General features: G+C 63.8%; 24 protein-coding genes and 1 tRNA gene. 13 read left to right on the top strand and 12 right to left on the bottom strand.

Annotated features, from left to right (window positions below; translation table 11 throughout):
• Nucleotides 1–19 precede the first annotated feature (19 nt).
• Complete coding sequence (locus ACSQ27_RS17045) at nt 20–1,375, top strand: dicarboxylate/amino acid:cation symporter (protein WP_436156676.1); 1,356 nt, start codon at nt 20–22, stop codon at nt 1,373–1,375.
• A gap of 90 nt (nt 1,376–1,465) precedes the next feature.
• Here ACSQ27_RS17045 and infA read toward each other — a convergent pair whose 3' ends face one another.
• From infA to ACSQ27_RS17025, 4 genes are all read right to left on the bottom strand, one after another.
• The gene (infA, locus tag ACSQ27_RS17040; protein ID WP_092132708.1) at nt 1,466–1,723 is read right to left on the bottom strand and encodes a translation initiation factor IF-1; all 258 of its coding nucleotides are present in this window, start codon (nt 1,721–1,723) and stop codon (nt 1,466–1,468) included.
• Nucleotides 1,724–1,783: 60 nt separating this feature from the next.
• Nucleotides 1,784–2,020, bottom strand: a complete 237-nt coding sequence (locus tag ACSQ27_RS17035; protein ID WP_436156675.1) for a hypothetical protein — start codon at nt 2,018–2,020, stop codon at nt 1,784–1,786.
• A gap of 468 nt (nt 2,021–2,488) precedes the next feature.
• Entirely contained in the window at nt 2,489–3,544 is a 1,056-nt protein-coding gene (locus tag ACSQ27_RS17030; protein WP_436156674.1) for a response regulator, read from the bottom strand.
• Complete coding sequence (locus ACSQ27_RS17025) at nt 3,528–7,058, bottom strand: hybrid sensor histidine kinase/response regulator (RefSeq protein WP_436156673.1); 3,531 nt, start codon at nt 7,056–7,058, stop codon at nt 3,528–3,530. Before ACSQ27_RS17025 ends, ACSQ27_RS17030 begins: the two co-directional genes overlap by 17 nt.
• Nucleotides 7,059–7,226: 168 nt before the next feature.
• On the opposite strand from ACSQ27_RS17025, the gene ACSQ27_RS17020 reads away from it, so the two are divergent.
• The 10 genes from ACSQ27_RS17020 (at nt 7,227) to ureG (ending at nt 14,549) form a co-directional block, all read left to right on the top strand.
• Entirely contained in the window at nt 7,227–7,529 is a 303-nt protein-coding gene (locus ACSQ27_RS17020) for an urease subunit gamma (RefSeq protein ID WP_007874763.1), read from the top strand.
• Nucleotides 7,530–7,599: 70 nt separating this feature from the next.
• Complete coding sequence (locus tag ACSQ27_RS17015; protein ID WP_436156768.1) at nt 7,600–8,202, top strand: HupE/UreJ family protein; 603 nt, start codon at nt 7,600–7,602, stop codon at nt 8,200–8,202.
• Between the two features lie 9 nt (nt 8,203–8,211).
• Nucleotides 8,212–8,517, top strand: a complete 306-nt coding sequence (locus tag ACSQ27_RS17010; RefSeq protein ID WP_436156672.1) for an urease subunit beta — start codon at nt 8,212–8,214, stop codon at nt 8,515–8,517.
• 24 nt (nt 8,518–8,541) lie between these two features.
• The gene (locus tag ACSQ27_RS17005; RefSeq protein WP_436156671.1) at nt 8,542–9,231 is read left to right on the top strand and encodes a LysE family transporter; all 690 of its coding nucleotides are present in this window, start codon (nt 8,542–8,544) and stop codon (nt 9,229–9,231) included.
• Nucleotides 9,232–9,246: 15 nt separating this feature from the next.
• Complete coding sequence (ureC, locus tag ACSQ27_RS17000) at nt 9,247–10,965, top strand: urease subunit alpha (protein WP_436156670.1); 1,719 nt, start codon at nt 9,247–9,249, stop codon at nt 10,963–10,965.
• Nucleotides 10,966–10,985: 20 nt separating this feature from the next.
• Nucleotides 10,986–11,321 (top strand): hypothetical protein, encoded by a 336-nt coding sequence (locus ACSQ27_RS16995; protein WP_436156669.1) that lies wholly within the window; start codon nt 10,986–10,988, stop codon nt 11,319–11,321.
• A gap of 204 nt (nt 11,322–11,525) precedes the next feature.
• Nucleotides 11,526–12,461, top strand: a complete 936-nt coding sequence (locus ACSQ27_RS16990) for a hypothetical protein (protein ID WP_436156668.1) — start codon at nt 11,526–11,528, stop codon at nt 12,459–12,461.
• A 16-nt stretch (nt 12,462–12,477) separates the two neighbouring features.
• Nucleotides 12,478–13,119: an urease accessory protein UreE gene (gene ureE, locus ACSQ27_RS16985; RefSeq protein WP_436156767.1), complete on the top strand. Its 642-nt coding sequence runs from the start codon at nt 12,478–12,480 to the stop codon at nt 13,117–13,119.
• 7 nt (nt 13,120–13,126) lie between these two features.
• Nucleotides 13,127–13,834: an urease accessory protein UreF gene (locus ACSQ27_RS16980; protein WP_436156667.1), complete on the top strand. Its 708-nt coding sequence runs from the start codon at nt 13,127–13,129 to the stop codon at nt 13,832–13,834.
• A gap of 43 nt (nt 13,835–13,877) precedes the next feature.
• Nucleotides 13,878–14,549 (top strand): urease accessory protein UreG, encoded by a 672-nt coding sequence (ureG, locus tag ACSQ27_RS16975; protein ID WP_436156666.1) that lies wholly within the window; start codon nt 13,878–13,880, stop codon nt 14,547–14,549.
• Nucleotides 14,550–14,604: 55 nt separating this feature from the next.
• Here the strand turns inward: ureG and ACSQ27_RS16970 are convergent, their stop codons facing one another.
• On the bottom strand, nt 14,605–14,913 hold the full coding sequence (locus tag ACSQ27_RS16970; RefSeq protein WP_436156665.1) for a hypothetical protein: 309 nt from the start codon (nt 14,911–14,913) through the stop codon (nt 14,605–14,607).
• Between the two features lie 431 nt (nt 14,914–15,344).
• Nucleotides 15,345–15,434: transfer RNA gene (locus tag ACSQ27_RS16965), tRNA-Ser, on the bottom strand.
• 232 nt (nt 15,435–15,666) lie between these two features.
• On the opposite strand from ACSQ27_RS16965, the gene ACSQ27_RS16960 reads away from it, so the two are divergent.
• Together ACSQ27_RS16960 and ACSQ27_RS16955 are read left to right on the top strand one after the other, a co-directional pair.
• Nucleotides 15,667–16,734: a hypothetical protein gene (locus ACSQ27_RS16960; protein WP_436156664.1), complete on the top strand. Its 1,068-nt coding sequence runs from the start codon at nt 15,667–15,669 to the stop codon at nt 16,732–16,734.
• A gap of 155 nt (nt 16,735–16,889) precedes the next feature.
• Nucleotides 16,890–17,195: an I78 family peptidase inhibitor gene (locus ACSQ27_RS16955; protein ID WP_436156663.1), complete on the top strand. Its 306-nt coding sequence runs from the start codon at nt 16,890–16,892 to the stop codon at nt 17,193–17,195.
• Nucleotides 17,196–17,227: 32 nt separating this feature from the next.
• Here ACSQ27_RS16955 and ACSQ27_RS16950 read toward each other — a convergent pair whose 3' ends face one another.
• From ACSQ27_RS16950 to ACSQ27_RS16925, 6 genes are all read right to left on the bottom strand, one after another.
• Complete coding sequence (locus ACSQ27_RS16950) at nt 17,228–17,440, bottom strand: hypothetical protein (protein ID WP_436156662.1); 213 nt, start codon at nt 17,438–17,440, stop codon at nt 17,228–17,230.
• Between the two features lie 20 nt (nt 17,441–17,460).
• Nucleotides 17,461–18,651: a radical SAM family heme chaperone HemW gene (hemW, locus tag ACSQ27_RS16945; protein WP_436156766.1), complete on the bottom strand. Its 1,191-nt coding sequence runs from the start codon at nt 18,649–18,651 to the stop codon at nt 17,461–17,463.
• Nucleotides 18,652–18,659: 8 nt separating this feature from the next.
• Nucleotides 18,660–19,280 (bottom strand): RdgB/HAM1 family non-canonical purine NTP pyrophosphatase, encoded by a 621-nt coding sequence (gene rdgB, locus ACSQ27_RS16940; protein ID WP_436156661.1) that lies wholly within the window; start codon nt 19,278–19,280, stop codon nt 18,660–18,662.
• Between the two features lie 12 nt (nt 19,281–19,292).
• Entirely contained in the window at nt 19,293–20,021 is a 729-nt protein-coding gene (gene rph / locus ACSQ27_RS16935; protein ID WP_436156660.1) for a ribonuclease PH, read from the bottom strand.
• A 91-nt stretch (nt 20,022–20,112) separates the two neighbouring features.
• Nucleotides 20,113–21,015, bottom strand: a complete 903-nt coding sequence (locus ACSQ27_RS16930) for a PP2C family protein-serine/threonine phosphatase (RefSeq protein WP_436156659.1) — start codon at nt 21,013–21,015, stop codon at nt 20,113–20,115.
• Nucleotides 21,012–22,019, bottom strand: coding sequence for a serine/threonine protein kinase (locus ACSQ27_RS16925; protein WP_007874747.1), 1,008 nt, complete (start codon nt 22,017–22,019; stop codon nt 21,012–21,014). Before ACSQ27_RS16925 ends, ACSQ27_RS16930 begins: the two co-directional genes overlap by 4 nt.

Below are 22,019 nucleotides of genomic sequence, written 5' to 3'. Positions count from 1 at the left end.
AGCCTGACGCGCCCCGGCCATGACAACAAACACAACGACGACAACAAGCCGCAAGCAGCCCCTTTACAAATCACTCTACTTCCAGGTGATCTGCGCCGTGATCGCCGGCGTGCTGCTGGGGCATTTTTACCCCGAGGCCGGCAAGCACATGAAGCCGCTGGGCGACGGTTTCATCAAGCTCATCAAGATGATGATCGCGCCCATCATCTTCTGCACCGTGGTGATCGGCATCGCCGGCATGGAGGACATGAAGAAGGTCGGCAAGACCGGCGGCCTGGCGCTGCTGTACTTTGAAGTCGTCAGCACTTTCGCGCTGATCATCGGGCTGGTGCTGGTCAACGTGTTCAAGCCGGGCCAGGGCATGAATGTCGACGTCTCCACGCTGGACACCAAGGCCATCGCGGCCTATACCGGCCCCGGGAAGATGGTCGGCACGACCGACTTCATCCTGAACATCATCCCGACTACCGTGGTAGACGCCTTCGCCAAGGGCGAAATCCTGCAGGTGCTGCTGATCGCGGTGATGTTCGGCTTCGCGCTGCATCGCTTCGGCGGGCGCGGCACGCTGGTGTTCGATTTCGTCGAGAAGGCTTCGCACGTGCTGTTCACCATCGTCGGCTTCATCATGAAGGTGGCACCCATAGGCGCTTTCGGCGCCATGGCCTTCACCATAGGCGCTTATGGCGTCGACAGCCTGGTGTCGCTGGGCAAGCTGATGGCCGCTTTCTACGCGACCTGCCTGATCTTCATTTTCGTGGTGCTGGGCACCATCGCGCGCATCCACGGCTTCAGCATCTGGAAGTTCATCAAGTACATCAAGGAAGAGCTGCTGATCGTGCTGGGCACTTCTTCCTCCGAGTCCGTGTTGCCGCGCATGATGGAGAAGATGGAGAACCTGGGCGCGAAAAAGACCACCGTGGGCCTGGTGATCCCGACCGGCTACTCCTTCAACCTGGACGGCACGTCCATCTACCTTACGATGGCGGCGGTGTTCATCGCGCAAGCCACCAACACGCCGATGACGCTCACGCAGGAGCTCACGCTGCTGGCGGTGCTGCTGCTCACGTCCAAAGGGGCGGCCGGCATCACCGGCAGCGGCTTCATCGTGCTGGCCGCCACGCTGTCGGCCGTGGGCACCGTGCCCGTGGCCGGACTGGCACTGATCCTGGGCATAGACCGCTTCATGTCGGAGGCACGGGCGCTGACCAACCTGATCGGCAATGGCGTGGCCACGCTAGTGGTGGCCAAATGGACCAACGAACTGGACACCGACAGGCTCAAAGCCGGGCTCGACAATGAGAGCTGGGTCGAGGCCCAGGAACCCGAGGTGCTGCTCAACAAGAAGACCGAACACATGGCGACCGGCCGCCACTGAAATAGCGCTGGAAAAATGACAAAGCCCGGCAGGCGGAGAAAAATCTCCACCTGCCGGGCTTTGTGCTTTGTGGCGCGGCGAGCCGCCGGCTTAACGGGCCTGGCGTGGCGCGGGGCCTGGGCCGCGGCCTGCGATGTGTCGGAAGGTGATCCGGCCCTTGCTCAGGTCGTAAGGCGAGAGCTCCAGCGACACCTGGTCGCCGGCAAGGATGCGGATGTGGTTCTTGCGCATCTTGCCCGAGGTGTAAGCCACAAGCTTGTGGCCGTTGTCGAGCGTGACGCGAAAGCGCGAATCCGGCAACACTTCGTCGACCAGCCCATGCATTTCAATCAGTTCTTCTTTGGCCATGATGTAACTCCTAGGGAATTGAAAAAATTGTCGATGATGTCTGTTGCGTCGGGCAAGGCTTCAGGCGCAGGCGGGCGCCGAGCGCTCATTGATCCAGCGCAGGGCGTGTTCCGTCGCGTAATGCACGGCCGCGGCCGCGCTGTCGAAGAGGCCGCTGAAACGCAGCACGCGGTCGTGCGTGGCGCTGCCGCGGCCTGAGCGGATGGAGACCGATGCAGCGTAGCCTTCGCCTTGCTGTTTGGCCAGTGGTGAGACAAGGTACTTGCCCACCGCGATTTTGGTGTGATCTACGTTCATAAAAAGTCCATGCCGGGTATGTGTCCCGGCTTGATAAATAAGGAGAATCGGCTTGCGAGCAAGCCGGCGGGTGTTCGGTGTCCACCCACCTGGCCCTTGGCAGGGGCTGGGCTGGTTGAGCCATGCGTGGGCACTGTCGGGAATAGTGCTCGCCGGGAAAACGGAACAATGTTGAGAGGGTTCAGGGCTGTATGGGCACTGAAAACACTGTGGATTCGGGCTCTGGGAAGCGCCGCAATTGAGAAGGAAACCTGTTGGGAAAAGGCTTCGATGAAAAAAGCTGATGCTTTACCGAAGCTCTCATTATAACCGCCCGACGCAAATCGCGCTTTTGACCCGGCACAGCCAACGGCGGGCCCTGTCTTCTTGCAAGTAGGGGCCGCGGAACCGGCTTTGCCGGGCCGCAGGCGCAGCGCCCCCTCGGGGGGCAGCGCAGTACGCGAAGCGACAAGCGTGGGGGCTCTATCTTTAGCCTTCAAACTGCGGGTGCAATTGCCGGATCCGGTTCATGGCCATGCCCGCGGCGGCGGTGCGGGTTTCCACGCCCAGCTTGGCGTAGACGCGCTCCAGGTGCTTCTTCACGGTGGCCGGGCTGGAGCCCAGGATGTCGCCGATGTCGCGGTTGGTCTTGCCCTTGACCACCCAGTACAGCACTTCGGCCTCGCGGGCCGTGAGCTTGAAGCTCAGGCTCATGGCCTCCACCACCGCATCGTCGGAGATCTCGCGCATCACGATCAGCCAGTCGCCGCTGACACCTCCTCCACTTCCAACGCCGCCTTCGCCGTCGCCGGTCTGCCGGTGCAGCCGGAAGGTCAACCGGCGCGGCCCCTGCTCCACCGCCAGGCGCGGCGGCTCGACCTGGCGTTCCGCGTCCGCCATGTGGCTGCGCAGCCAGTCCAGCACCGGTTCGGGCGTCTGCGGCGCCGAGGTACCGTAGTAGCGCATCAGCAGCTCGCGCGCCAGCGGCGTCTGCCAGACCAGCCGGCCGTCGGCCGAGCCGCCCATGCGCACCGTGATGCTGGCATAACCGAAGGCGTCCAGCGCGTTGCGCGCCTGGCCGGCCTGGCGCGCCTCCTGGCGGGCGCGGCGCGCGCCCTGCAGGTGCACACCCATGCGCGCCATCACTTCCTTGGGCTTGATGGGCTTGGTCACGTAGTCCACGCCGCCGGCCTCCAGCGCGGCCACCAGGTGCTCGGTTTCAGTGAGGCCGGTCATGAAGATGATGGGGATGTGGTGGGTCTCGGCCATGGCCTTGAGGCGCTTGGCGACCTCAAAGCCGTCCATGCCAGGCATCATGGCGTCCAGCAGCACGATGTCGGGCCTGGCCTGCAGCGCGCGCTGCAGCGCGGCCTCGCCGCTGGTGGCCACCAGCACGGTGTAGCCCGATTCATCGAGGGCGTCGTGCAGCACCGACAGGTTATCGGGCACGTCGTCCACGATAAGCACGACGTCGCTGTTGGCCCGGTCCAGCGTGCGGTCCAGGCTGCGGTTGAGCAAAGGGGAATCTTCAAGCACGCGGCTCATGGTCGGCCTCCTGGTTGGCGAGCTGGCGGCCCATGGCTTCGAACTGGAACTGCCGCGCCAGCACCCGCATGTCGTCGACAAACGCGGCGGTGTCCGGCTGCTGCCGCTCAATTTCCGCCAGCATGTTCATGATGCCGCGGTAAAAGCCGAGGCTGACCACCTCCTGCAGAGCGGCCAGTTGCGAGTCGTTCGGCAGCACGCGCCGCGGGGGCGTTGCCGCGGGCGAAGCCTCCGCGGCCGGCGTTTCATAACACCACACCAGCGACAGGCGCCGCTCCAGCCAGGCGATCAGCTCGGTGTGGCGCACGGGTTTGAGGATGAAGTCTTCGGAGAGGATGCCGGCATCGTTCTCCATGCCCTTGTCAAAGGCATTGGCCGACACAATGGCCAGGTGAATGCCTTCATGGCCGGAACCGCGCACGCGGCGCAGCGTCTCCCAGCCGTCTATGCCCGGCATGGCCAGGTCCATGAAGATCACGTCGGGCTGGTAGCCGGCGGCCAGCAGGTCCAGGCAGTCGTGGCCGCTGGCGGCGGTGCGCAGCTCAAAGCCCATGGGCTGCAGCAGTTGCACCAGCAATTCGCGGTCGGGCTCCTCGTTGTCAACGACCAGCAGCTTGCGGCGCACGCCCTCGTAGCCGTGCGGCCGGCGCCGCACCGGCGGGGCGGCGGTGTCCCTGGCGGCGCCCGCCGGCAGATGCACCTCGGGCAGGAACAGCCGGATGCGGAAGACGGAGCCCTGGCCCGGCGTGCTCACCACCGTCATCTCGCCGCCCATCAGGTCGGTCAGCATCTTGGCGATGGTCAGGCCCAGGCCGGCGCCGGGCGTGCCTTCGGCGCTCTGGCCCGCGGCCGCGCCGCGCGCGAAGGGCTCAAAGATGCGCGCGAGCTCGGCCTCGCGCATGCCGGGGCCGGTGTCCTCAATATCGATGTAGGCCATCTCGCGCGCATGGCGCAGCCGGAAGGTCACCTGCCCCTGCACCGTGAACTTGATGGCATTGCCCAGCAGGTTGATGAGGATTTGCCGCACACGCTTTTCGTCGGCGCGCACCAGTTCGGGCAGGTTGCCGCTGGCCTCGAAGTGGAAGGCCAGGCCCTTGGCCGCGGCCTGCAGCTCGAACATGCCGGCCATCTCATGCACACAGTCGGCGAATTGCATGGGCTTGACGTTGAGCGTGAGCTTGCCGGCCTCAATGCGCGCGATGTCCAGCGTGCCTTCGATCAGCGACAGCAGGTGCTCGCCGCCGCGCTTGATGACGCTGACGGCCTGCTTGCGGTGCGGCGGGATGGCGTTGTCCTCACCCATGAGCTGGGCATAACCCAGGATGCTGTTGAGCGGCGTGCGCAGCTCGTGGCTGATGGCGCTGATGTAGCGGCTCTTGGCCTGGTTGGCCTGGTCGGCGTGATGGCGCGCCTCCTCGGCCACCTGCTTGGCCTGCTGCAGCGCCTCGTCGGTCTGGCGGTGTGACTCGATCTCGCGCATCAGCAGATGCGTCTGGCGATTCGATTCCTCCTGCGCGACCTGCCGGCTCTTGTGCGCCAGCACCAGCCACCAGGCGACCAGGCCGGCGATCACCAGCAGCGCCATATAGGCTTTGAGGAAACCCGACTTCAGGGCCGGCTCGGACGGCGTCAAATCAGTCAGCGCGCTGAGTTCCTGGTGGTAAAGCAGGCCGAACACGCTGGCCAGCAGCGGCACGATGATCAGCATCAGCAGCAGGAAGTGGCCCAGCCCGGTGTCCAGGTAAGGCCAGGCGCGGCGCGGCAGCAGCCAGCGCAACGCCCCCGACCACTGGGCCGACAAACTCGCATGCGGCTTGCACAGGTCGCCGCAGCGCGCGTCCAGTGTGCAGCACAGCGAGCAGATGGGCCCCTGGTAGGCCGGGCAATGCGCCATGTCCGGGCCCTCGTAGGCACGCTCGCAAATCACGCATTGCTGCGTCGCATAACGTTTGTAGGCGCCCTCGCCAGCCGCAGCAACTGAACTACGAGCGATGTAATAACGGCCCTTGGTCGCCCAGGCAATCAGCGGCGCCGTGACAAACGCCGTGCCCATGGCGATCACCGCGGAAAAGGCCTGCGCCATTTCGCCGTACAGCCCCAGGTGCGCCGTGATGGACAACACCGAGGCCAGGGCCATGGCGCCGACACCGACCGGGTTGATGTCATACAGGTGCGCGCGCTTGAACTCGATGCCCGGCGGGCTCAGGCCCAGCGGCTTGTTGATGACCAGGTCGGCCACCACCGCCATCACCCAAGCAATCGCGATGTTGGAGTACAGGCCCAGCACGTCGCCCAGCGCCTGGAACACGTTCATCTCCATCAGCATGAAAGCGATCAGCGTGTTGAACACCACCCACACCACGCGCCCCGGATGGCTGTGCGTGATGCGCGAGAAAAAATTCGACCAGGCCAGGGAGCCCGCGTAGGCGTTGGTGACGTTGATCTTGAGCTGCGACACCACCACGAAAAGCGCGGTCGCGGCCACGGCCATGCCGTAGTGCGGAAACACGTATTCGTAGGCCGCGAGGTACATCTGGTTGGGGTCCACCGCGCGGTCCAGCGGCACCATGTTGGAAATCGCCAGGTAGGCCAGGAAGGCGCCGCCCAGCATCTTCACCACGCCCAGGAGCACCCAGCCCGGCCCGCCGGCCAGCACACCGCCCCACCAGCGCCAGCGGTTGGCCGGCGTCTGCACCGGCATGAAGCGCAAATAGTCGGCCTGCTCCCCCATCTGGGTGATCAGCGCGATACCCACCGTCAGAGCAGCACCAAATAGGTGCAGATTAAACTCGCCGCCCGTGCCCCTCTCACCGCCATAGTGCAGCACGCCGGAAAAAGCACCAGGATCGCGCAGCAGCACAAACACAAAGGGCACAACCAGCATGACCAGCCACAAGGGTTGCGTCCAGACCTGCAGGCGCGAAATGGCCGACACGCCGTGGGTGACCAGCGGGATCACCACCAGCGCGCAGATCAAATAGCCCCAGCTGGGTGGGATGCCCAGCGCCAGGTCCAGCGCATAGGCCATGACGGCCGCCTCCAGCGCGAAAAAGATAAAGGTGAAGGAGGCGTAGATCAGCGAGGTCAGCGTGGAGCCTATGTAGCCGAAGCCGGCGCCGCGCGTCAGCAAATCCATGTCCACGCCGTAGCGCGCCGCGTAGATGCTGATGGGCAGGCCGGCCAGGAAGATGATGAGGCCGGTGGCGACGATGGCCCAGAAGGCGTTGGTAAAGCCGTACTTGACCAGCAGCGTGGCGCCCACCGCCTCCAGGATCAGGAAAGAGGCCGCGCCGAAAGCGGTGTTGGCGACCCGCCATTCCGACCACTTGCGAAAGCGCTGCGGCGTGAAGCGCAGCGCGTAGTCTTCCATGGTTTCGCTGGCCACCCAGCTGTTGTAGTCGCGCCTGACCTTGATGATGCGCTGCAGCGGCGCTTCGACGCCGGCCGCCAACGGCGCGGCCGTGGCCGCATCGGGCGGCGGTGGCGGCGGCAGGGGCGTGAGCGGGGCGTCCATGGGTGGGCAGATGCGCCGGGCGCGTGGTGATTGACCCTGCTCAAGTGCATGTTCTGTGCCATGCCCCCGCTCAGCCCGGCCAGGCTGGACCGTGGACGGCTTCTTATGGCACCATTCTTGCACCCCGGCAAGCATCCCCAAGCCGGCAGCCTGCCCTGAGAGAGCCCCATGGAATTGACGCCCCGCGAAAAAGACAAGCTGCTTATTTTTACGGCTGCCCTGCTGGCCGAAAGGCGCCGCGCCCGCGGCTTGAAGCTCAACTACCCCGAGTCCGTGGCGCTGATCAGCGCCGCCGTCATGGAAGGCGCGCGCGACGGCAAGTCCGTCGCCCAGCTCATGAGCGAGGGCCGCACGGTGTTGACCCGCGCCGACGTGATGGACGGCATCCCCGAGCTGATCCCCGACATCCAGGTCGAAGCCACCTTTCCCGACGGCACCAAGCTGGTCACCGTGCACCAGCCCATCGTCTGAGCGCCGCACCCCATTTTTCGCCTCAAACTGCCACATCGCTCAACAGGAGATTGCCGTGAGTTTTTCCTTGATGCCTTCATCCCGCAGCCTGCGCGCCTTGCTCCCTCTCGCGGCTGCGCTGCCCGCCGCCGCCTTTGCGCACACCGGCGTGGACGGCCACTCGCACCTGGATTTCATGACCGGCTTCCTGCACCCGCTGACGGGCATGGACCACCTGGCGGCCATGGTGGCCGTGGGCCTGTGGAGCGCGCTGGCTGCGCGCCGCGCCGGGCCTGGGCTGCTGTGGGGCCCGCTGGGTTTTGCCGGCATGCTGCTGGCGGGCGCAGTGCTGGGCCTTCAGGGTCTGCAGCTTCCGGCGGTGGAGCCCATGATCGCGGCCTCGCTGCTGGTCACCGGCCTGCTGGTCGTCACGCGCTGGCATGTGCCCGGCTTCGCGGCCGCGCTCATCGTCGGCATGTTCGCGGTCTTCCACGGCCTGGCCCATGGTCATGAACTGGCCGGGTCGCCCAGCGCGTTGGTCACGCTGTCGGGCATGCTGGCCGCCACTGTACTGCTGCACCTGGCGGGCCTGGGTGCCGGCTGGGCGCTGCGCAGCGCCAATGCATGGCTGCCGCGCGCGGCCGGCGGCGCCGTCGCGCTCTTCGGTGTGGCCCTGCTGGCCCGGCTGGCCTGAGGACGCAGCATGATTCCCGGCGAACTCATCACCGACGGCGCGGACCACACGCTTAACGCGGGCCGGCGCACGCTGACCATCGTCGTGCAAAACACGGCCGACCGGCCTATCCAGGTCGGCTCGCATTACCACTTCGCCGAAACCAACGGCGCGCTCGGCTTTGACCGCGACGCGGCGCGCGGCATGCGGCTGAACATCGCGTCAGGCACGGCCGTGCGGTTTGAGCCGGGACAGCAGCGCACCGTCGAGCTGGTGGACTTCGCCGGTGAACGAAACGTCTACGGCTTTCGCGGCCTGGTCCAGGGCGGGCTCTGAGCCCCGCCAACCCAGGGCAAAGCCATGACGACACTGTTCATCTCCGCGTTTTTCCTGGGGCTGGTCTTTAATGCCGCGCCCGGCGCGGTATTTGCCGAGACGGTGCGCCAGGGCGTGCGCGGCGGCTTCCGGCCGGCCTTCCAGGTGCAGGCGGGCTCGCTGGTGGGCGATGCCGTCTGGGCGGTCCTGGGCCTTGCAGGCATAGGCATGGCCATGCAATTCGACGCCTTGCGCTGGCCGCTGGGCCTGGCGGGCGCCGCCTACCTGGCCTGGCTGTCCTGGGACAGCTGGCAAGCCGCGCGGGTCGAACACACGATGGACAACGCCGGCGCGGCAACAGCCGGCCAGGGCGCCCTGAAAAAAGGCATGGCGCTGTCGCTGACCAACCCGCAGAACATCGCCTACTGGGCCGCCATGGGCGGCGCCATGGGGACGGTAGGCGTGGCGCACCCTGGCGCCGCGGACTATGCCGTCTTTTTTGCCGGCTTCATGGTGGCGTCCGTCGTGTGGTGTTTTGTGTGTGCCGCCGTGGTTGACCGCGTGTTCCGCCGCCTGGGCGCGCGCTGGGCCCGCTTCACCTATCGCCTCTGCGCAGTGGCCCTGCTGGCCCTGGCCCTGGGCACGCTGCGCGAACTCTTTTACCCGGTGGCAGGCGGTGAGACCAACGGGCCGCGCACCGGCCAGCCCACAACGCCGGCACCGAAATTTTTCTGAATCAAGGACACAACGATGGCAACGATTGGACGCCGCGCCTACGCGGAAATGTTCGGCCCCACGGTCGGTGACCGCCTACGCCTGGCCGACACCGAGCTGCTGGTCGAAGTCGAGGCCGACTACACCTTGCGCGCCGGCAGCTACGGCGAGGAAGTCAAGTTCGGCGGCGGCAAAACCATTCGCGACGGCATGGCCCAGTCGCAGAAGACCCGGGCTGAAGGCAGCATGGACTGCGTGATGACGAATGCGCTCATCATCGACCACTGGGGTATCGTCAAGGCCGACATCGGCCTCAAGGGCGGGCGCATCGCCGCCATCGGCAAGGCCGGCAACCCCGACACCCAGCCCGGCGTCGACATGATCATCGGCCCCGGCACCGAAATCATCAGCTGCGAAGGCATGATCGTCACCGCCGGCGGCATCGACTCGCACATCCACTTCATCTGCCCGCAGCAAATCGAGGAAGCGCTGGCATCCGGCATCACCACCATGCTGGGCGGCGGCACCGGTCCGGCCACCGGCACCTTCGCCACCACCTGCACGCCCGGCCCCTGGAACATCGAGCGCATGCTGCAGGCGGCCGACGCCTTCCCCATGAACCTGGGCTTCCTGGGCAAGGGCAACGCCAGCCTGCCCGCCGCGCTGCATGAGCAGATCAACGCCGGCGTGATCGGCCTGAAGCTGCACGAGGACTGGGGCACCACGCCGGCCGCCATCAGCAACTGCCTGGACGTGGCCGAAGAAACCGACACGCAGGTTGCCATCCACAGCGACACGCTCAATGAATCGGGTTTTGTCGAGAACACGATTGCCGCGACCAAGGGCCGCAGCCTGTGCGCCTTCCACACCGAAGGCGCGGGCGGCGGCCATGCGCCCGACATCCTGCGTGTGGTCGGCGAGGAGAACTTCCTGCCCTCCTCCACCAATCCCACCATGCCTTACACCGTCAACACGCTCGACGAGCACGTCGACATGCTGATGGTGTGCCACCACCTGGACGCCGGCATCGCCGAAGACCTGGCCTTTGCCGAAAGCCGCATCCGCAAGGAAACGATTGCCGCAGAAGACGTGCTGCACGACCTCGGCGCGATCAGCATGTTCAGCTCCGACAGCCAGGCCATGGGTCGCGTCGGCGAGGTCATCATCCGCACCTGGCAGACCGCGCACAAGATGAAGCTGCAGCGCGGCAAGCTGCCCGGCGACAGCGAGCGCCACGACAACTTCCGCGCCAAGCGCTACATCAGCAAATACACCATCAACCCGGCGATCGCCCACGGCATCTCGCACGAGGTCGGTTCGGTCGAGCCCGGCAAGTGGGCCGACCTGGTGGTCTGGAAGCCGGCCTTCTTCGGCATCAAGCCATCGGTGATCCTCAAAGGCGGCTTTATCGCCATGGCGGCCATGGGCGACCCCAACGCCTCCATCCCCACGCCGCAGCCGGTGCACTACCGCCCCATGTTCGGCAGCTTCGGCAGCGCCATCGCCAGGGGCTCGCTGACCTTTGTCTCGCAGGCCGGCCTGAACGCCGGCGTCAAGGAACGCTTCGGCCTGGCCAAGACCCTGAGCGCCGTGAAAAACGTGCGCGGCGTGCGCAAGCAGCACATGGTCCACAATGCCTACCTGCCCAGCATGGAAGTCGACCCGCAGACCTATGCTGTGCGTGCCGACGGCCAGCTGCTGACCTGCGAGCCGGCCAGCAGCCTGCCGATGGCACAACGCTATTTTCTTTTTTAGATGAAAGCCCCTTAAAAACCGTGGACCTGGAAGAACGTTTTGTCTGCACCGTGATGGGCGCCATCTGGGGCGCCCTGCTGGGCCTGATGCAGGCCATGGCGCTGTCGCTGGTCCGGCCGCTGTTGAACCACAACGACTATCTGGTCTTCAACTGGGTCGAGCTCATTGCCGCGTGCTCGGCGCTGTTTGCCGTGCTGGGCCTGCTGTTCAAGACATCGATCGCGGCCATCCTGGGAAACCTGATCGCGCTGACCTACACCCACGGCCTGCGCCGCGAAGCGCCCGATGGCCTGCCCTGGTGGATCCAGGTCTTGTTTTTCGCCGCGGTGGCGGCGCTGGCCTACTGGTTTTTGTGAAGCCCGGACGGGGCCCGGCCCTCTCCAGGATGCACGCTTGTTCCCTGTTCTGATCTGATGCACGCCTCAAGACGCCCCAAGCCTTTTACGTTCTGGATGCATACGTGCGTCGTGTTGGCGGGAGGGTTTCTGCCGTCGCTGTCGCAGGCGACCGCCCCGTGCGAGGGAATCTGGTCGGGCACGCTCGGGGCCATCCCCATCACGATGGAAATCACCGGAACCTATGGCCGGTATTACTACCGCGAAAATCTCTCGGATCTGGTGCTGGTGTCGACCAACTCTCTCGCCACCGAATGGCAGGAGTCGGACTCCAAAGGCAAACAAACGGGCCGCGCCTATTTCAACTGCGAGCCGGGAAAACTCCAAGGCATCTGGATGAGCGCGGACGAAAGCAAAACGCTCTCGATCAACGCGGTCTCGAGCACATCCTATGACGCCCGTAGAACGGCCAGGTTGCCCCTCAAAGTACGCAAAACACAAACATGGGGGTCGCGTTCGATTGACACGGTCTTTGTCAACGGCATTCCTTCCTTGAATTCACTTCGCCTCCGCGGGGAAGGGCCTGGAATACAGCGGGTTAACAGATTGCTGCAAAAAGACCTGGCCGACAACGTCAACAGTCACCTGCGCTGCGTCGCCGGGAGCCTGGCGACCGGCCGGTTCGAGGATCCCTGGGGCGACGAGCTTGACCAGCAAGCCGTATTCTGGGCGGGAGATGTTTTGTCCGTCCAGACTTCATACGGCGGTTACTGCGGAGGAGCGCATCCTTATCATGGGCAGTCTTACCAGACCTATGACACATCGACAGGCAAGGCCATACCCATTGCGAACTGGCTGGACACCGCCTATCGCAAGAAGGTGGACCTGGAATCCACCCTGGGAAAGATGATCAAGGCAAAGCTGCTGGGTGGAAAAAAATCCCCAGAGGGCTTGCCTACCGATGAGCGGGAATGCGTCGAGGAAGCCTTGACCAAGGCTGCGTACATTACCGCTATAGAGAAGCAGGGGATTGGCTTTAGTTTTCCTTTCTCCTACGCGATGAGTCCTTGCCAGTTGGATCACTTCATCCCATGGACCAAAATGCGCCCTTTCCTGTCCGAAGAAGGAAAACGCCTCTTGAACGAAATCGAACGGAATTAGCATGAGCACCGCACCCCTGACATCCTGCAGCAAGATCATCCCGCGCGGCCAGGGCCTCGCCCCCGTGCTCGTCAAACGCGCCGCCAGCGTCGAACTTGACTGGGACGTGCGCCAGAAAAGCCGCTTTGACGCAACCGACTCGCTGGGCCGCCAATTAGGCGTGTTCCTGCCGCGCGGCACGCTGGTGCGCGGCGGCGACGTGCTGCTGGCCGAAGACGGCTCCATGGTCAGGGTGATTGCCGCGCCGCAGGCGGTGTTGCGCATCACCGCCTGCGCTTCGCACGGCTCGCCCTTCGACCTGACGCGCGCGGCCTACCACCTGGGCAACCGCCATGTGCCGATAGAGCTCAAGCCCGACCATCTCAAGATAGAGCCCGACCATGTGCTGGCCGACATGCTGCGCGCCATGCACCTGATCGTGAACGAAGCCGAAGAAGCCTTTGAACCTGAAGGCGGCGCCTACAGCTCGGGCGGCCATGGGCATGGGCACGACCACGGAAAGCATGCGCACAGCCATGCGCCTGGTGCTGCCGCTGCAAGCGAAACAGTCCCGCACGTGCACGGCCCCGGCTGCAACCATGGCCATGATCACGGCCATGCACACGAGGCCAAGCCCGTGGCCATCCAGGTCCACCCGCACAAGCCGCACAGCCACTAGGCCGCCCGTGGACACGCCCACACCGCCCGCGGCCTCCTTGCCGGCGTCCAGCCTGCTCCAGCTGATATGGCTGGCCTCACCCGCCCTGCCCGTGGGCGGTTTTTCTTATTCGGAAGGCCTGGAAGCCGCCGTCGACTGCGGCGAGGTCACGACCGAGGACATGGCCGCGCGCTGGCTCAGCGACCAGCTCCAGCTGGCCCTCACCCGCGCCGACCTGGCCGTGATCGCCCTGGCGATTCCGGCCTGGCGCGAGGGGAAGCTGGAGCGCATCGCTGAACTGAACGCCTGGGTGCTGCAAACGCGTGAGACCAGCGAGCTGCGCGCGCAGGCCGAGCAAATGGGCCGCTCGCTGCTCGAATGGCTGCGCAACCATGAAGGCGCCAGCGCCGCGCACATAGCCGCCTGTGCCGCGCTGCAGCCTACCTATCCCGTGGCCTATGCGCTGGCGGCCTCCCAGACCGCCGCCGGCGTGCGCGACTGCCTGCTGGCCTATGCCTTTGGCTGGGCCGAGAACATGATGCAGGCCGCGATCAAATCCGTGCCCCTGGGCCAAAGTGCCGGCCAGCGCATCCTGGCCCGCTTGAGCCGGGACATCCCCGATGCCGTCGAGACAGCCCTTCGCCTGCCCGACGGCGAGCGCCAGGCGTTTTCGCCGATGCTGGCGATTCTGTCGTCGCAGCATGAAACCCAGTATTCGCGGCTGTTCCGCTCCTGATCCCGTCCACGCCGCCCTCCTTCACGATCTTCAAGGTATCCCCATGAGCTTGCACCACATCCCCAACCGCACCAAAAAACTTCCACCTTTGCGCGTGGGCATAGGCGGCCCGGTGGGCTCCGGCAAGACCACGCTGCTGGAAATGCTGTGCAAGGGCATGAAGGCGAAGTACGACCTGGTGGCGATCACCAACGACATTTACACCAAGGAAGACCAGCGCCTGCTGACCGTGAGCGGTGCGCTGGATGCCGAACGCATCATGGGCGTGGAAACCGGCGGCTGCCCGCACACAGCGATCCGCGAGGACGCCTCCATCAACCTGGAGGCGATTGACCGCATGCTGGTGGATTTCCCCGATGCCGACGTCGTCTTCGTGGAGTCCGGCGGCGACAACCTGGCGGCCACCTTCAGCCCCGAACTGAGCGACCTGACGATTTACGTGATTGACGTGGCGGCCGGCGAGAAGATCCCGCGCAAAGGCGGCCCGGGCATCACCAAAAGCGATTTGTTCGTGATCAACAAGACCGATCTGGCACCTTATGTGGGCGCGGATCTGGAGGTGATGAAAAAAGACACCACCCGCATGCGGACCACATCCAAGGGTTTGAAACCATTTGTAATGACAAACCTCAAAACCCAGGCCGGCCTGGCCGAGGTGATTGCCTTCATCGAAACCCGGGGAATGTTGTTGCAGCCCAACACAACAGCCGCCTGAGGCAGGCGATGCGTGAATCGGCCGGCGACGGGAAGCCGGCGTAGGCCAGAAGCGTTTAGCCCTGGAACTCGCTCGGATGCACGGTCTCGTACATCTTGCCGTCGCGGAAAAAGACCACCATCCAGTTGCCGAATTTTTGCGAGGGGTGGGTGGGAATAACCTCGTTCAAGGCTTGGGCGATCGACTTTTTGACCGGCAGCTCGATCTCCTGGGCGTCCGGCGTCAGGGCGTCCACGCTGATCAGCATGAATGTCCCTCTGTCTTGCATGTCCACCCGCGGAAACGACCAGCGGGCGGCGGTTGCCTTGACAAAAGCGGTGGCCACCTTTTCGGCGACTTCGGGGTGGAAAGCAGGAATTGTCATGGGATTGGGGCGCCCTTCTACGCTGTAACGGAATGTTTCTATGATGGCCTTGCGCGCCGCATTCGTCACTGTCCTGAAAAAGGTTTTCAGAACTGGGCGGCAATAGTTCCAGGAAATAATTCCGTTTTTTCGAGTCTCTTTGTTGTCGCGGGGACATAAAGAGTACCTTTGACTTGCCACAGCTCGGGCCAGTGAGGCTTTTTGGTTGCAAATTAGTTGTCGCGTAACCCGGCCAAAAAATCGCGCAGATAGTGGTGAAAAAGCCTGAACGGCCCATCAAACCGGCAGGATCCAAGCAGCGACAAACGCCGTGTTGGCTGCGAGCCATGAGATTGAACGGGGGAATGTCTGCGCACTGAGGTGCGGTTGCAGCAACGGTGGCTGGACCGGAGTGCGGGATTTGAGTGGCGTTAAAGCCGATGCCACTTAGGTGGCGGAAGCGGTGAGATTCGAACTCACGGAGGACTTGCATCCTCGGCAGTTTTCAAGACTGCTGCATTCAACCGCTCTGCCACGCTTCCGAGTCGGGTAGTTTAACCGCATCGTTTGTAGTGACTGCGAACGAATCGAGGCCAGGGCGGGGTATCCGCATAGGCAGGCCGCGAAGCCAGCCAAACGGGACTCTCGAGCAGCCGGCCGGTCCCTCTCATTTAGCCTACGTTAGACTGAGATCGAGTCCTTACGCAAAGCCATCCAGGCATCGAAATGTGGCTCAATCTCATCACAATCTGTTTTTTTCACCCAGGAAGACCCATGCCGATACGCGACGCCGGAATGACACTGCACAAAAAAATCGGCCGCAAGCTGGCCATTCTGGCGAGTGTGGTTTTGCTGTCCGTCGGCCATGCGAATGCAAGCCCCCTCGAGCCGAAACCATCTCCTGGTTCTTCGAAAGACTGTGCGCTTTTGAGCGAGATCAACTACAACAACCACGATGAAGCCGTTGCACACCTTCGTCACCTGTACCAGACATCCAACTTCACCGACCTTGACGCAATCCTGGCCTGCCTGGTACGCGATCCCAGGCGATTCCAGTCGGGCAAGCCAGGCGCCAGCGCCGCATACTGGTTCTTCCGGCGTGAAATGCCTGCCCCGGGCGTAGATGCCGCACAGGGGGCCCGAATCAAGGAATGGCAGAGACAAAATCCTGATTCTGTCTTCCCTGCATTTGCGGCTCTCCGGCTCCAATACGCGCTCGCCTGGAATGCGCGCGGATCAAGCCCGGCAAAAGATGTGCCCGGCGGCGGCATGCAGTCATTTCAGCAAGGCTTGCTTCATACCGAAAAATTACTTCTCGAAGCCCGCAAGGAGTTTCAGCAAACGCCTATATGGCAGAACCTTCTGCTGGCGGTCAGTCTTGATGCGGAACAAGGAAAATCAGACCCGAACTCCGTTTTCGAAGACGGCGCCAGGCGCTGGCCGAATTACTACGATTTTTACGAAGTTGCCTTGACGCGACTGGTTCCCAAATGGGGAGGCAGCTGGGAAACTGTCGATGCCTTCATCACTGGCCGGACCAAGCAGTTGCAAGCAAGTGAGGGAGAGTCTCTTTACGCCAGGTTGTACGCAAGCGTTGCTTTCAGCGGCGCAGACCCTCGTGAAACCCGTCTTGATTGGCCGCGAATGAAAAAGAGCCTTGACGACCTCATCAAGCGCTACCCCGACCCTGTTCACAAAAACTGGGCCGCTGCATTGGCATGTGTCTATGGCGACTCGGCCTACTACAAGGCTTCCATACAGCGCATCGGTGCCCGGGAAATGAGGCCCCAAGCATGGATTCGTGGAACCGACCCGGCCTCATGTTCGCGCCAATACCAATAACGGGGACCGCAGAACGCCCGCCATCATTCCCCTCCCAAAAAGGCTAGCGCCTACAAGAAACAGCGGCAAGCGTCCCATGTGTCATGGCGTCGTCGCGCGGTAAGCTCCAGGCGATGCCTTCTCAGGATATGTCCACCGTTCGAAAGGACCGCACCATGCGTTCGTTGATATTGGCAGCCCTTGCCACCACCTCGCTCCTGATGTCGGCCTGCGGAACCGCCCCCGCCGGCCAGGCACCCGATCCCGCTCCCGTGTCAAGCCGCTGCAACGCTGCGCCGGCCCAGTTCGCCATGGGACGCAATGTGGATGCCGCGCTCGAGAATGAAGCGCGCACGCGTGCCGGGGCGAAGACCGTACGGACACTCAGGCCCAACCAGGTGGTGACGATGGAGTTCAATGCCGAGCGGCTGAACCTCACGGTGGATGGTGCGGGTCGGGTGACGCGGGTCAGCTGCGGTTGATGCTGCCGGCCTGGCCGCCGCTGCGCCGATGATCAGCGTTTGTCTTTGGCGGCTTGCTGAAGTTGACGCTTGCGTTTGGCCTTGTTGAGCGACTCGGGTTCGGCCGGGCGGTTGCGCAGTGCCGCGGCCGCGCGCTCTTCGGCAGCCTTCTTGCGTTTCTTGTCGCGGAAGTGCACAAAGAGCCGGCCCAGTCCGAAACTGACGGCGCAGCTGACAACGAGAAAAATAAGGGCTGGAGTTTCCATGTGGTGAAGGGCTTTTCCGTTTAACCGGCCAGGAACAAGGACTGCAGGTCGTTCAGAAAATCAAAGCCACGCTCCGTGGGTTTGACGTGCACGAAATCCCGCTCTATCAAGCCCTTGCGCTCGGCTTCTTCGAGGCCCTGCTGGATGGCGGTGATCGGCAGGCCGGTCTTCTCGCTGAAATCCTGCAATTTAAAACCATCGCGCAGGCGCAGGGCGTTGAGCATGAATTCAAACGGCAGGTCGGCACGGCTGACTTCGGTCTCTTGCGTCACGGCTTCGCCGGCCAGGGCTTTTTCCATGTAGAGCTTGGGTTCGCGATAGCGCACCTGGCGTACCACACGATGCGCGAAGCTGAGCTTGCTGTGGGCGCCCGCGCCTATGCCGAGGTAGTCGCCAAACTGCCAGTAATTGAGGTTGTGGAAACAGCGGTGGCCGGGCTTGGCGTAGGCCGACACTTCATAACGCTGCAGGCCCGCGGCTCCGGTCATCTCGGTAATCTTGTCCAGCATGGCATAGGCCGTGTCTTCCTCAGGCACCACGGGCGGGAATTTGGCGAAGTAGGTGTTGGGCTCTATCGTGAGATGGTAGATGGAGATGTGGGGCGGCTGCAGGGCCAGGGCCTGGCGCATGTCGCGCTCCAGGCTTTCCATCGTCTGCCCGGGCAGCGCATACATGATGTCCAGGTTGAAGGTCTCAAAGGCCTGCGCGGCTTCCTCAACCGCGGCGATGGCCTGGGCGCGGTCGTGCACGCGGCCCAGGGCCTTGAGATGCTGGTCGTCAAAACTCTGCACGCCGACGGACAGGCGGGTGACGCCGGCGGCGCGAAAGGCCTTGAACCGGTCTTTCTCAAAGGTGCCGGGGTTGGCTTCGAGCGTGATCTCGCAATCAGCCTCCAGCCGCAAACGCGCCCGAATGTCGGCCAGCAGGCGGTCTATGGCTTGCGGCGAAAACAGGCTGGGCGTGCCGCCGCCTATGAAAATGCTGTGCACGGTGCGGCCCCAGACCAGGGGCAGCGCGGCTTCGAGGTCGGCGATCACCGCATCGATGTAGCGCTGCTCGGGCATCTCGCCCACCGCTTCGTGCGAGTTGAAGTCGCAGTAGGGACATTTGCGAATGCACCAGGGCAGGTGCACATACAGCGACAGCGGCGGCAGCGCGGCCAGCCGAAGCGTGCCGCTGCGCATGTAGTGCTGGATGTCCTGCGGCGCCATGGCGAGTGTCAGGGTGTGGGCAGCCACTGTTCGCGCATCAGCGCGATCATCTGGCGCGCGGCCTTGCCGCGGTGGCTGTTGGCGTTCTTGACCTCGACCGGCAGTTGCGCGAAGGTTTTGCCGAACTCGGGGATAAACATCACGGGGTCGAAGCCAAAGCCGTTGTCGCCCAGGGGCTGGGGCGCAATCTGTCCGGCCACGCGACCGGAGGCAATCAGCGGCTCGGGGTCCTTGTCGGAGCGCACGGCCACCAGCGTGCTGACCAGCGCGGCGCGGCGTTCGGAAGGCTGCGCCAGGTGCGCCATCTGCTCAAGCAGGGCCTTGACGTTGTTGTCGTCGCCCTTGGTGTAGCCATAGCGGGTGGCATAGAAGGCGGTATCGACGCCGGGCAGGCCGCCGAAGGCATCGACGCATAGGCCCGCATCGTCGGCAAGCGCGGGCAGGCCGCTGAGGCGCGAGGCCTGGCGGGCTTTGGCGAGGGCGTTTTCAACAAAGGTGCGAAAAGGCTCTTCGGCCTCAGGCAGGCCGAGCTCGGCCTGGCTCACGAGCTCTAGCCCCAGGGGCGCGAACATGGCCTTGAGTTCGGCGAGTTTGCCCTGGTTGTTGGAGGCTAAAACGATTTTTTTCATGGTGACAGGCGCTCAACCGGCCAGCGCCTGCTTCTGCAGACCGACCAGCTCGGTGATGCCTTTTTCGGCGAGCACGAGCAGCGCATCCATTTCCTTGCGCGAGAAGGCCACGCCTTCGGCCGTGCCCTGCACTTCCACATAATTGCCGGCGCCCGTCATGACGACGTTCATGTCGGTGTCGCAGGCGGAATCTTCGATGTATTCGAGGTCCAGCAGCGGCGTGCCCTGCACGATGCCGACCGAAATGGCGGCGACGTGGTCAATGATCGGGCTTTGCGTGAGCTTGCCGCCGGCAATCAGGGTGTTGACGGCGTCCTGCGCCGCGACAAAGGCCCCGGTGATGCTGGCGGTGCGGGTGCCGCCGTCAGCCTGGATCACGTCGCAGTCAAGGTGGATGGTGCGCTCGCCGAGTTTTTTCAGATCGAACACCGAGCGCATGGAGCGGCCGATCAGACGCTGAATCTCTTGCGTGCGGCCGCTTTGTTTGCCGCGCGCGGCTTCGCGGTCGCTGCGGGTGTGGGTGGCGCGGGGCAGCATGCCGTATTCGGCAGTGACCCAGCCTTCGCCGCTGCCTTTTTTGTGGCCGGGGACTTTTTCTTCGACGGAGGCGGTGCACAGCACCTTGGTGCCGCCGAACTCGATCAGCACCGAGCCCTCGGCATAGGCGGTGTAGTGGCGGGTGATGCGCACGGTGCGCAGGGCGTCGGCGGCGCGCGCGCCGCTTCGTTCAAACTGGCTCATCGGAATAGCTTTCTGGCAAAAACGCCGGGGGTTCAGCGAAGTGAAAAAATCAAGGGGAAAAGCGGGTGATCCGGCAGCGCCGGCCCCGGTATCAGGCTTTTCTGGCGGCCGAGCGGCGTATGGCTTCGTTGATCTCGGCGATGGATCGCTCGATGGTGGCTTCGTCGAGGTCGTCGACCATGGTGTCGAGCACGCCGGCCTGGATGGTCGAGGCGAACACGCCGTCCATGATGCTGTCGGTGGAGACGCCGCGGGTGGACTCGAAGGCGTCGGGCGTTTCCCACTCCATGGCCAGCACGGTGACGTTGTCGCTGTGCTCGCCGCCGGTGCGCAAGGCGTTTTCGACCAGATCGGGCACGGCGTCGGACACGCCCTTGCTGGCCAGCTGGCGCACGATTTCGGCGTCGCTAAGGCTGCCCCAGAGGCCGTCGGAACACAGCAGCAGCTTGTCGCCCTGCTGCAGGGTGACGGGGCCGGCGACGTCGAAGACGGGCTTGGTGGGCGAGCCCAGGCAGGTGAAGAGGATGTTGCGGTTGATGCGCTCGAGCTTGATCACGCCGGCGCTTTGCTGCTCAAGGTAGGAGTGGTCGCGGGTGCGTGTGAGCAGTTCACCGTCGCGCACGACGTAAAGGCGCGAATCGCCGCAGTGCACCCAGGTGGCGCCCGTACCCTGCAGGATGGCGGCCACCAGCGTGGTGCGGGGGGTGTCCAGCATGCCTTTTTCGCTGGCGTAGCGGATGATCTGGTGGTGCGCCGCCATCAGGGCGGTGGAGAGGAATTCGGTGGTGTCTTCAATGACGGGGCGCGCTTCCTTCTGGTAGAGCGCCGAGATGGTCTGCAGGGCGAGCTGGGCCGCCACCTCGCCTTCAGGATGGCCGCCCATGCCGTCGGCCAGCACGAAGAGGCCCGATTCGCGCGTGTAGCAATAGCCCATGCGGTCTTCGTTCTTTTCGCGCCCGCCTTTGCGGCTGACCTGAAAGACTGAGAATTTCATTTGAATTTGGTCGCGTAGCCAGTGGCCTTGCGCGCGGATTTTTTGGTGTCGGACACCATGTTGTCAAACTGCAGGCGAACCTTTTCGCTGACGGTGAGCTTGGTGTAGCGGCGCTCGCCTTCCCGGCTCAGCTCTTTTTGCAGGGCGAAAACCGACTGGGGGCGGGACAGCGGGTCGAGGGACATGCACCACTCTACAACCTCGATCAGGTTATCGGAATAGACGCCGCGCAAACGCGACAGGGCAAGCGACAGACGGTCTTTTTCGAGGCGCTGGGGCGCGTCGTTGGGCGGGTAGCCCTGCATCGTGGCGTAAATGCAGGCGCCGATGGCGTAAATATCGGTCCAGGGGCCCATGGAGGAATCGCGGCGGTACATCTCGGGCGCGGCGAAGCCGGGCGTGTACATGGGGCGGATGAAGTTGCCTTCTTTGCTCAGCACCTCGCGGGCGGCGCCGAAGTCAATCATCACGGCGCGGTTGTCGTCGGTGATGAAGATGTTGGCGGGTTTGATGTCCAGGTGCAGCATCTTGTGCTGGTGCACGATGCGCAGGCCGCGCAGGATCTCGTCGAACAGCGAGCGGATCGTCGATTCACGGAAAACCTTCTGCTTTTTGAGCTCCCGAGCCGTGATGATGAAGTCCTGCAGGGTGCCACCCTCCAGGTAGTTCATCACCATGTAGACGGTTTCGTTCTCGCGGAAAAAATTCAGCACGCTGACGACGGAACCGTGGGAAATCTGGGCGAGGGAGCGGCCTTCCTCGAAAAAGCTCTTGAGTCCCAGGCGGTACAGTGAGAGTTTTTCAGGCTGGACCTGGGGAAGCAGTTCGCCGGGCGAGCGGCTGGCCAGGGAAGACGGCAGGTATTCCTTGATGGCGACCTGCTGGCCCTCGTTGTCCACGGCCAAGTAAACTACCCCGAAGCCTCCGGCCGAAAGCTTTCGCACAACACGATAGCCACCAATCACGGTGTCGGGCGGCAACGGTGCAGGCTTGACCTTTGACAT

The organism is Polaromonas sp. LjRoot131 (assembly GCF_964252805.1).
In the GTDB taxonomy this organism is placed as follows: Bacteria; Pseudomonadota; Gammaproteobacteria; order Burkholderiales; family Burkholderiaceae_C; genus Polaromonas.
The sequence above is the reverse complement of the archived record's forward strand: the minus strand, read 5'-3'. Positions and strand labels throughout refer to the sequence as shown.

Coding starts and splice junctions, on each gene's coding strand:
- ACSQ27_RS17045 (WP_436156676.1), top strand. CDS start 20: ATGACAACAAACACAACGACGACAACAAGCCGCAAGCAGCCCCTTTAC.
- infA (WP_092132708.1), bottom strand. CDS start 1,723: ATGGCCAAAGAAGAACTGATTGAAATGCATGGGCTGGTCGACGAAGTG.
- ACSQ27_RS17035 (WP_436156675.1), bottom strand. CDS start 2,020: ATGAACGTAGATCACACCAAAATCGCGGTGGGCAAGTACCTTGTCTCA.
- ACSQ27_RS17030 (WP_436156674.1), bottom strand. CDS start 3,544: ATGAGCCGCGTGCTTGAAGATTCCCCTTTGCTCAACCGCAGCCTGGAC.
- ACSQ27_RS17025 (WP_436156673.1), bottom strand. CDS start 7,058: ATGGACGCCCCGCTCACGCCCCTGCCGCCGCCACCGCCGCCCGATGCG.
- ACSQ27_RS17020 (WP_007874763.1), top strand. CDS start 7,227: ATGGAATTGACGCCCCGCGAAAAAGACAAGCTGCTTATTTTTACGGCT.
- ACSQ27_RS17015 (WP_436156768.1), top strand. CDS start 7,600: ATGCCTTCATCCCGCAGCCTGCGCGCCTTGCTCCCTCTCGCGGCTGCG.
- ACSQ27_RS17010 (WP_436156672.1), top strand. CDS start 8,212: ATGATTCCCGGCGAACTCATCACCGACGGCGCGGACCACACGCTTAAC.
- ACSQ27_RS17005 (WP_436156671.1), top strand. CDS start 8,542: ATGACGACACTGTTCATCTCCGCGTTTTTCCTGGGGCTGGTCTTTAAT.
- ureC (WP_436156670.1), top strand. CDS start 9,247: ATGGCAACGATTGGACGCCGCGCCTACGCGGAAATGTTCGGCCCCACG.
- ACSQ27_RS16990 (WP_436156668.1), top strand. CDS start 11,526: ATGGAAATCACCGGAACCTATGGCCGGTATTACTACCGCGAAAATCTC.
- ureG (WP_436156666.1), top strand. CDS start 13,878: ATGAGCTTGCACCACATCCCCAACCGCACCAAAAAACTTCCACCTTTG.
- ACSQ27_RS16970 (WP_436156665.1), bottom strand. CDS start 14,913: ATGACAATTCCTGCTTTCCACCCCGAAGTCGCCGAAAAGGTGGCCACC.
- ACSQ27_RS16960 (WP_436156664.1), top strand. CDS start 15,667: ATGCCGATACGCGACGCCGGAATGACACTGCACAAAAAAATCGGCCGC.
- ACSQ27_RS16955 (WP_436156663.1), top strand. CDS start 16,890: ATGCGTTCGTTGATATTGGCAGCCCTTGCCACCACCTCGCTCCTGATG.
- ACSQ27_RS16950 (WP_436156662.1), bottom strand. CDS start 17,440: ATGGAAACTCCAGCCCTTATTTTTCTCGTTGTCAGCTGCGCCGTCAGT.
- hemW (WP_436156766.1), bottom strand. CDS start 18,651: ATGGCGCCGCAGGACATCCAGCACTACATGCGCAGCGGCACGCTTCGG.
- rdgB (WP_436156661.1), bottom strand. CDS start 19,280: ATGAAAAAAATCGTTTTAGCCTCCAACAACCAGGGCAAACTCGCCGAA.
- rph (WP_436156660.1), bottom strand. CDS start 20,021: ATGAGCCAGTTTGAACGAAGCGGCGCGCGCGCCGCCGACGCCCTGCGC.
- ACSQ27_RS16930 (WP_436156659.1), bottom strand. CDS start 21,015: ATGAAATTCTCAGTCTTTCAGGTCAGCCGCAAAGGCGGGCGCGAAAAG.
- ACSQ27_RS16925 (WP_007874747.1), bottom strand. CDS start 22,019: ATGTCAAAGGTCAAGCCTGCACCGTTGCCGCCCGACACCGTGATTGGT.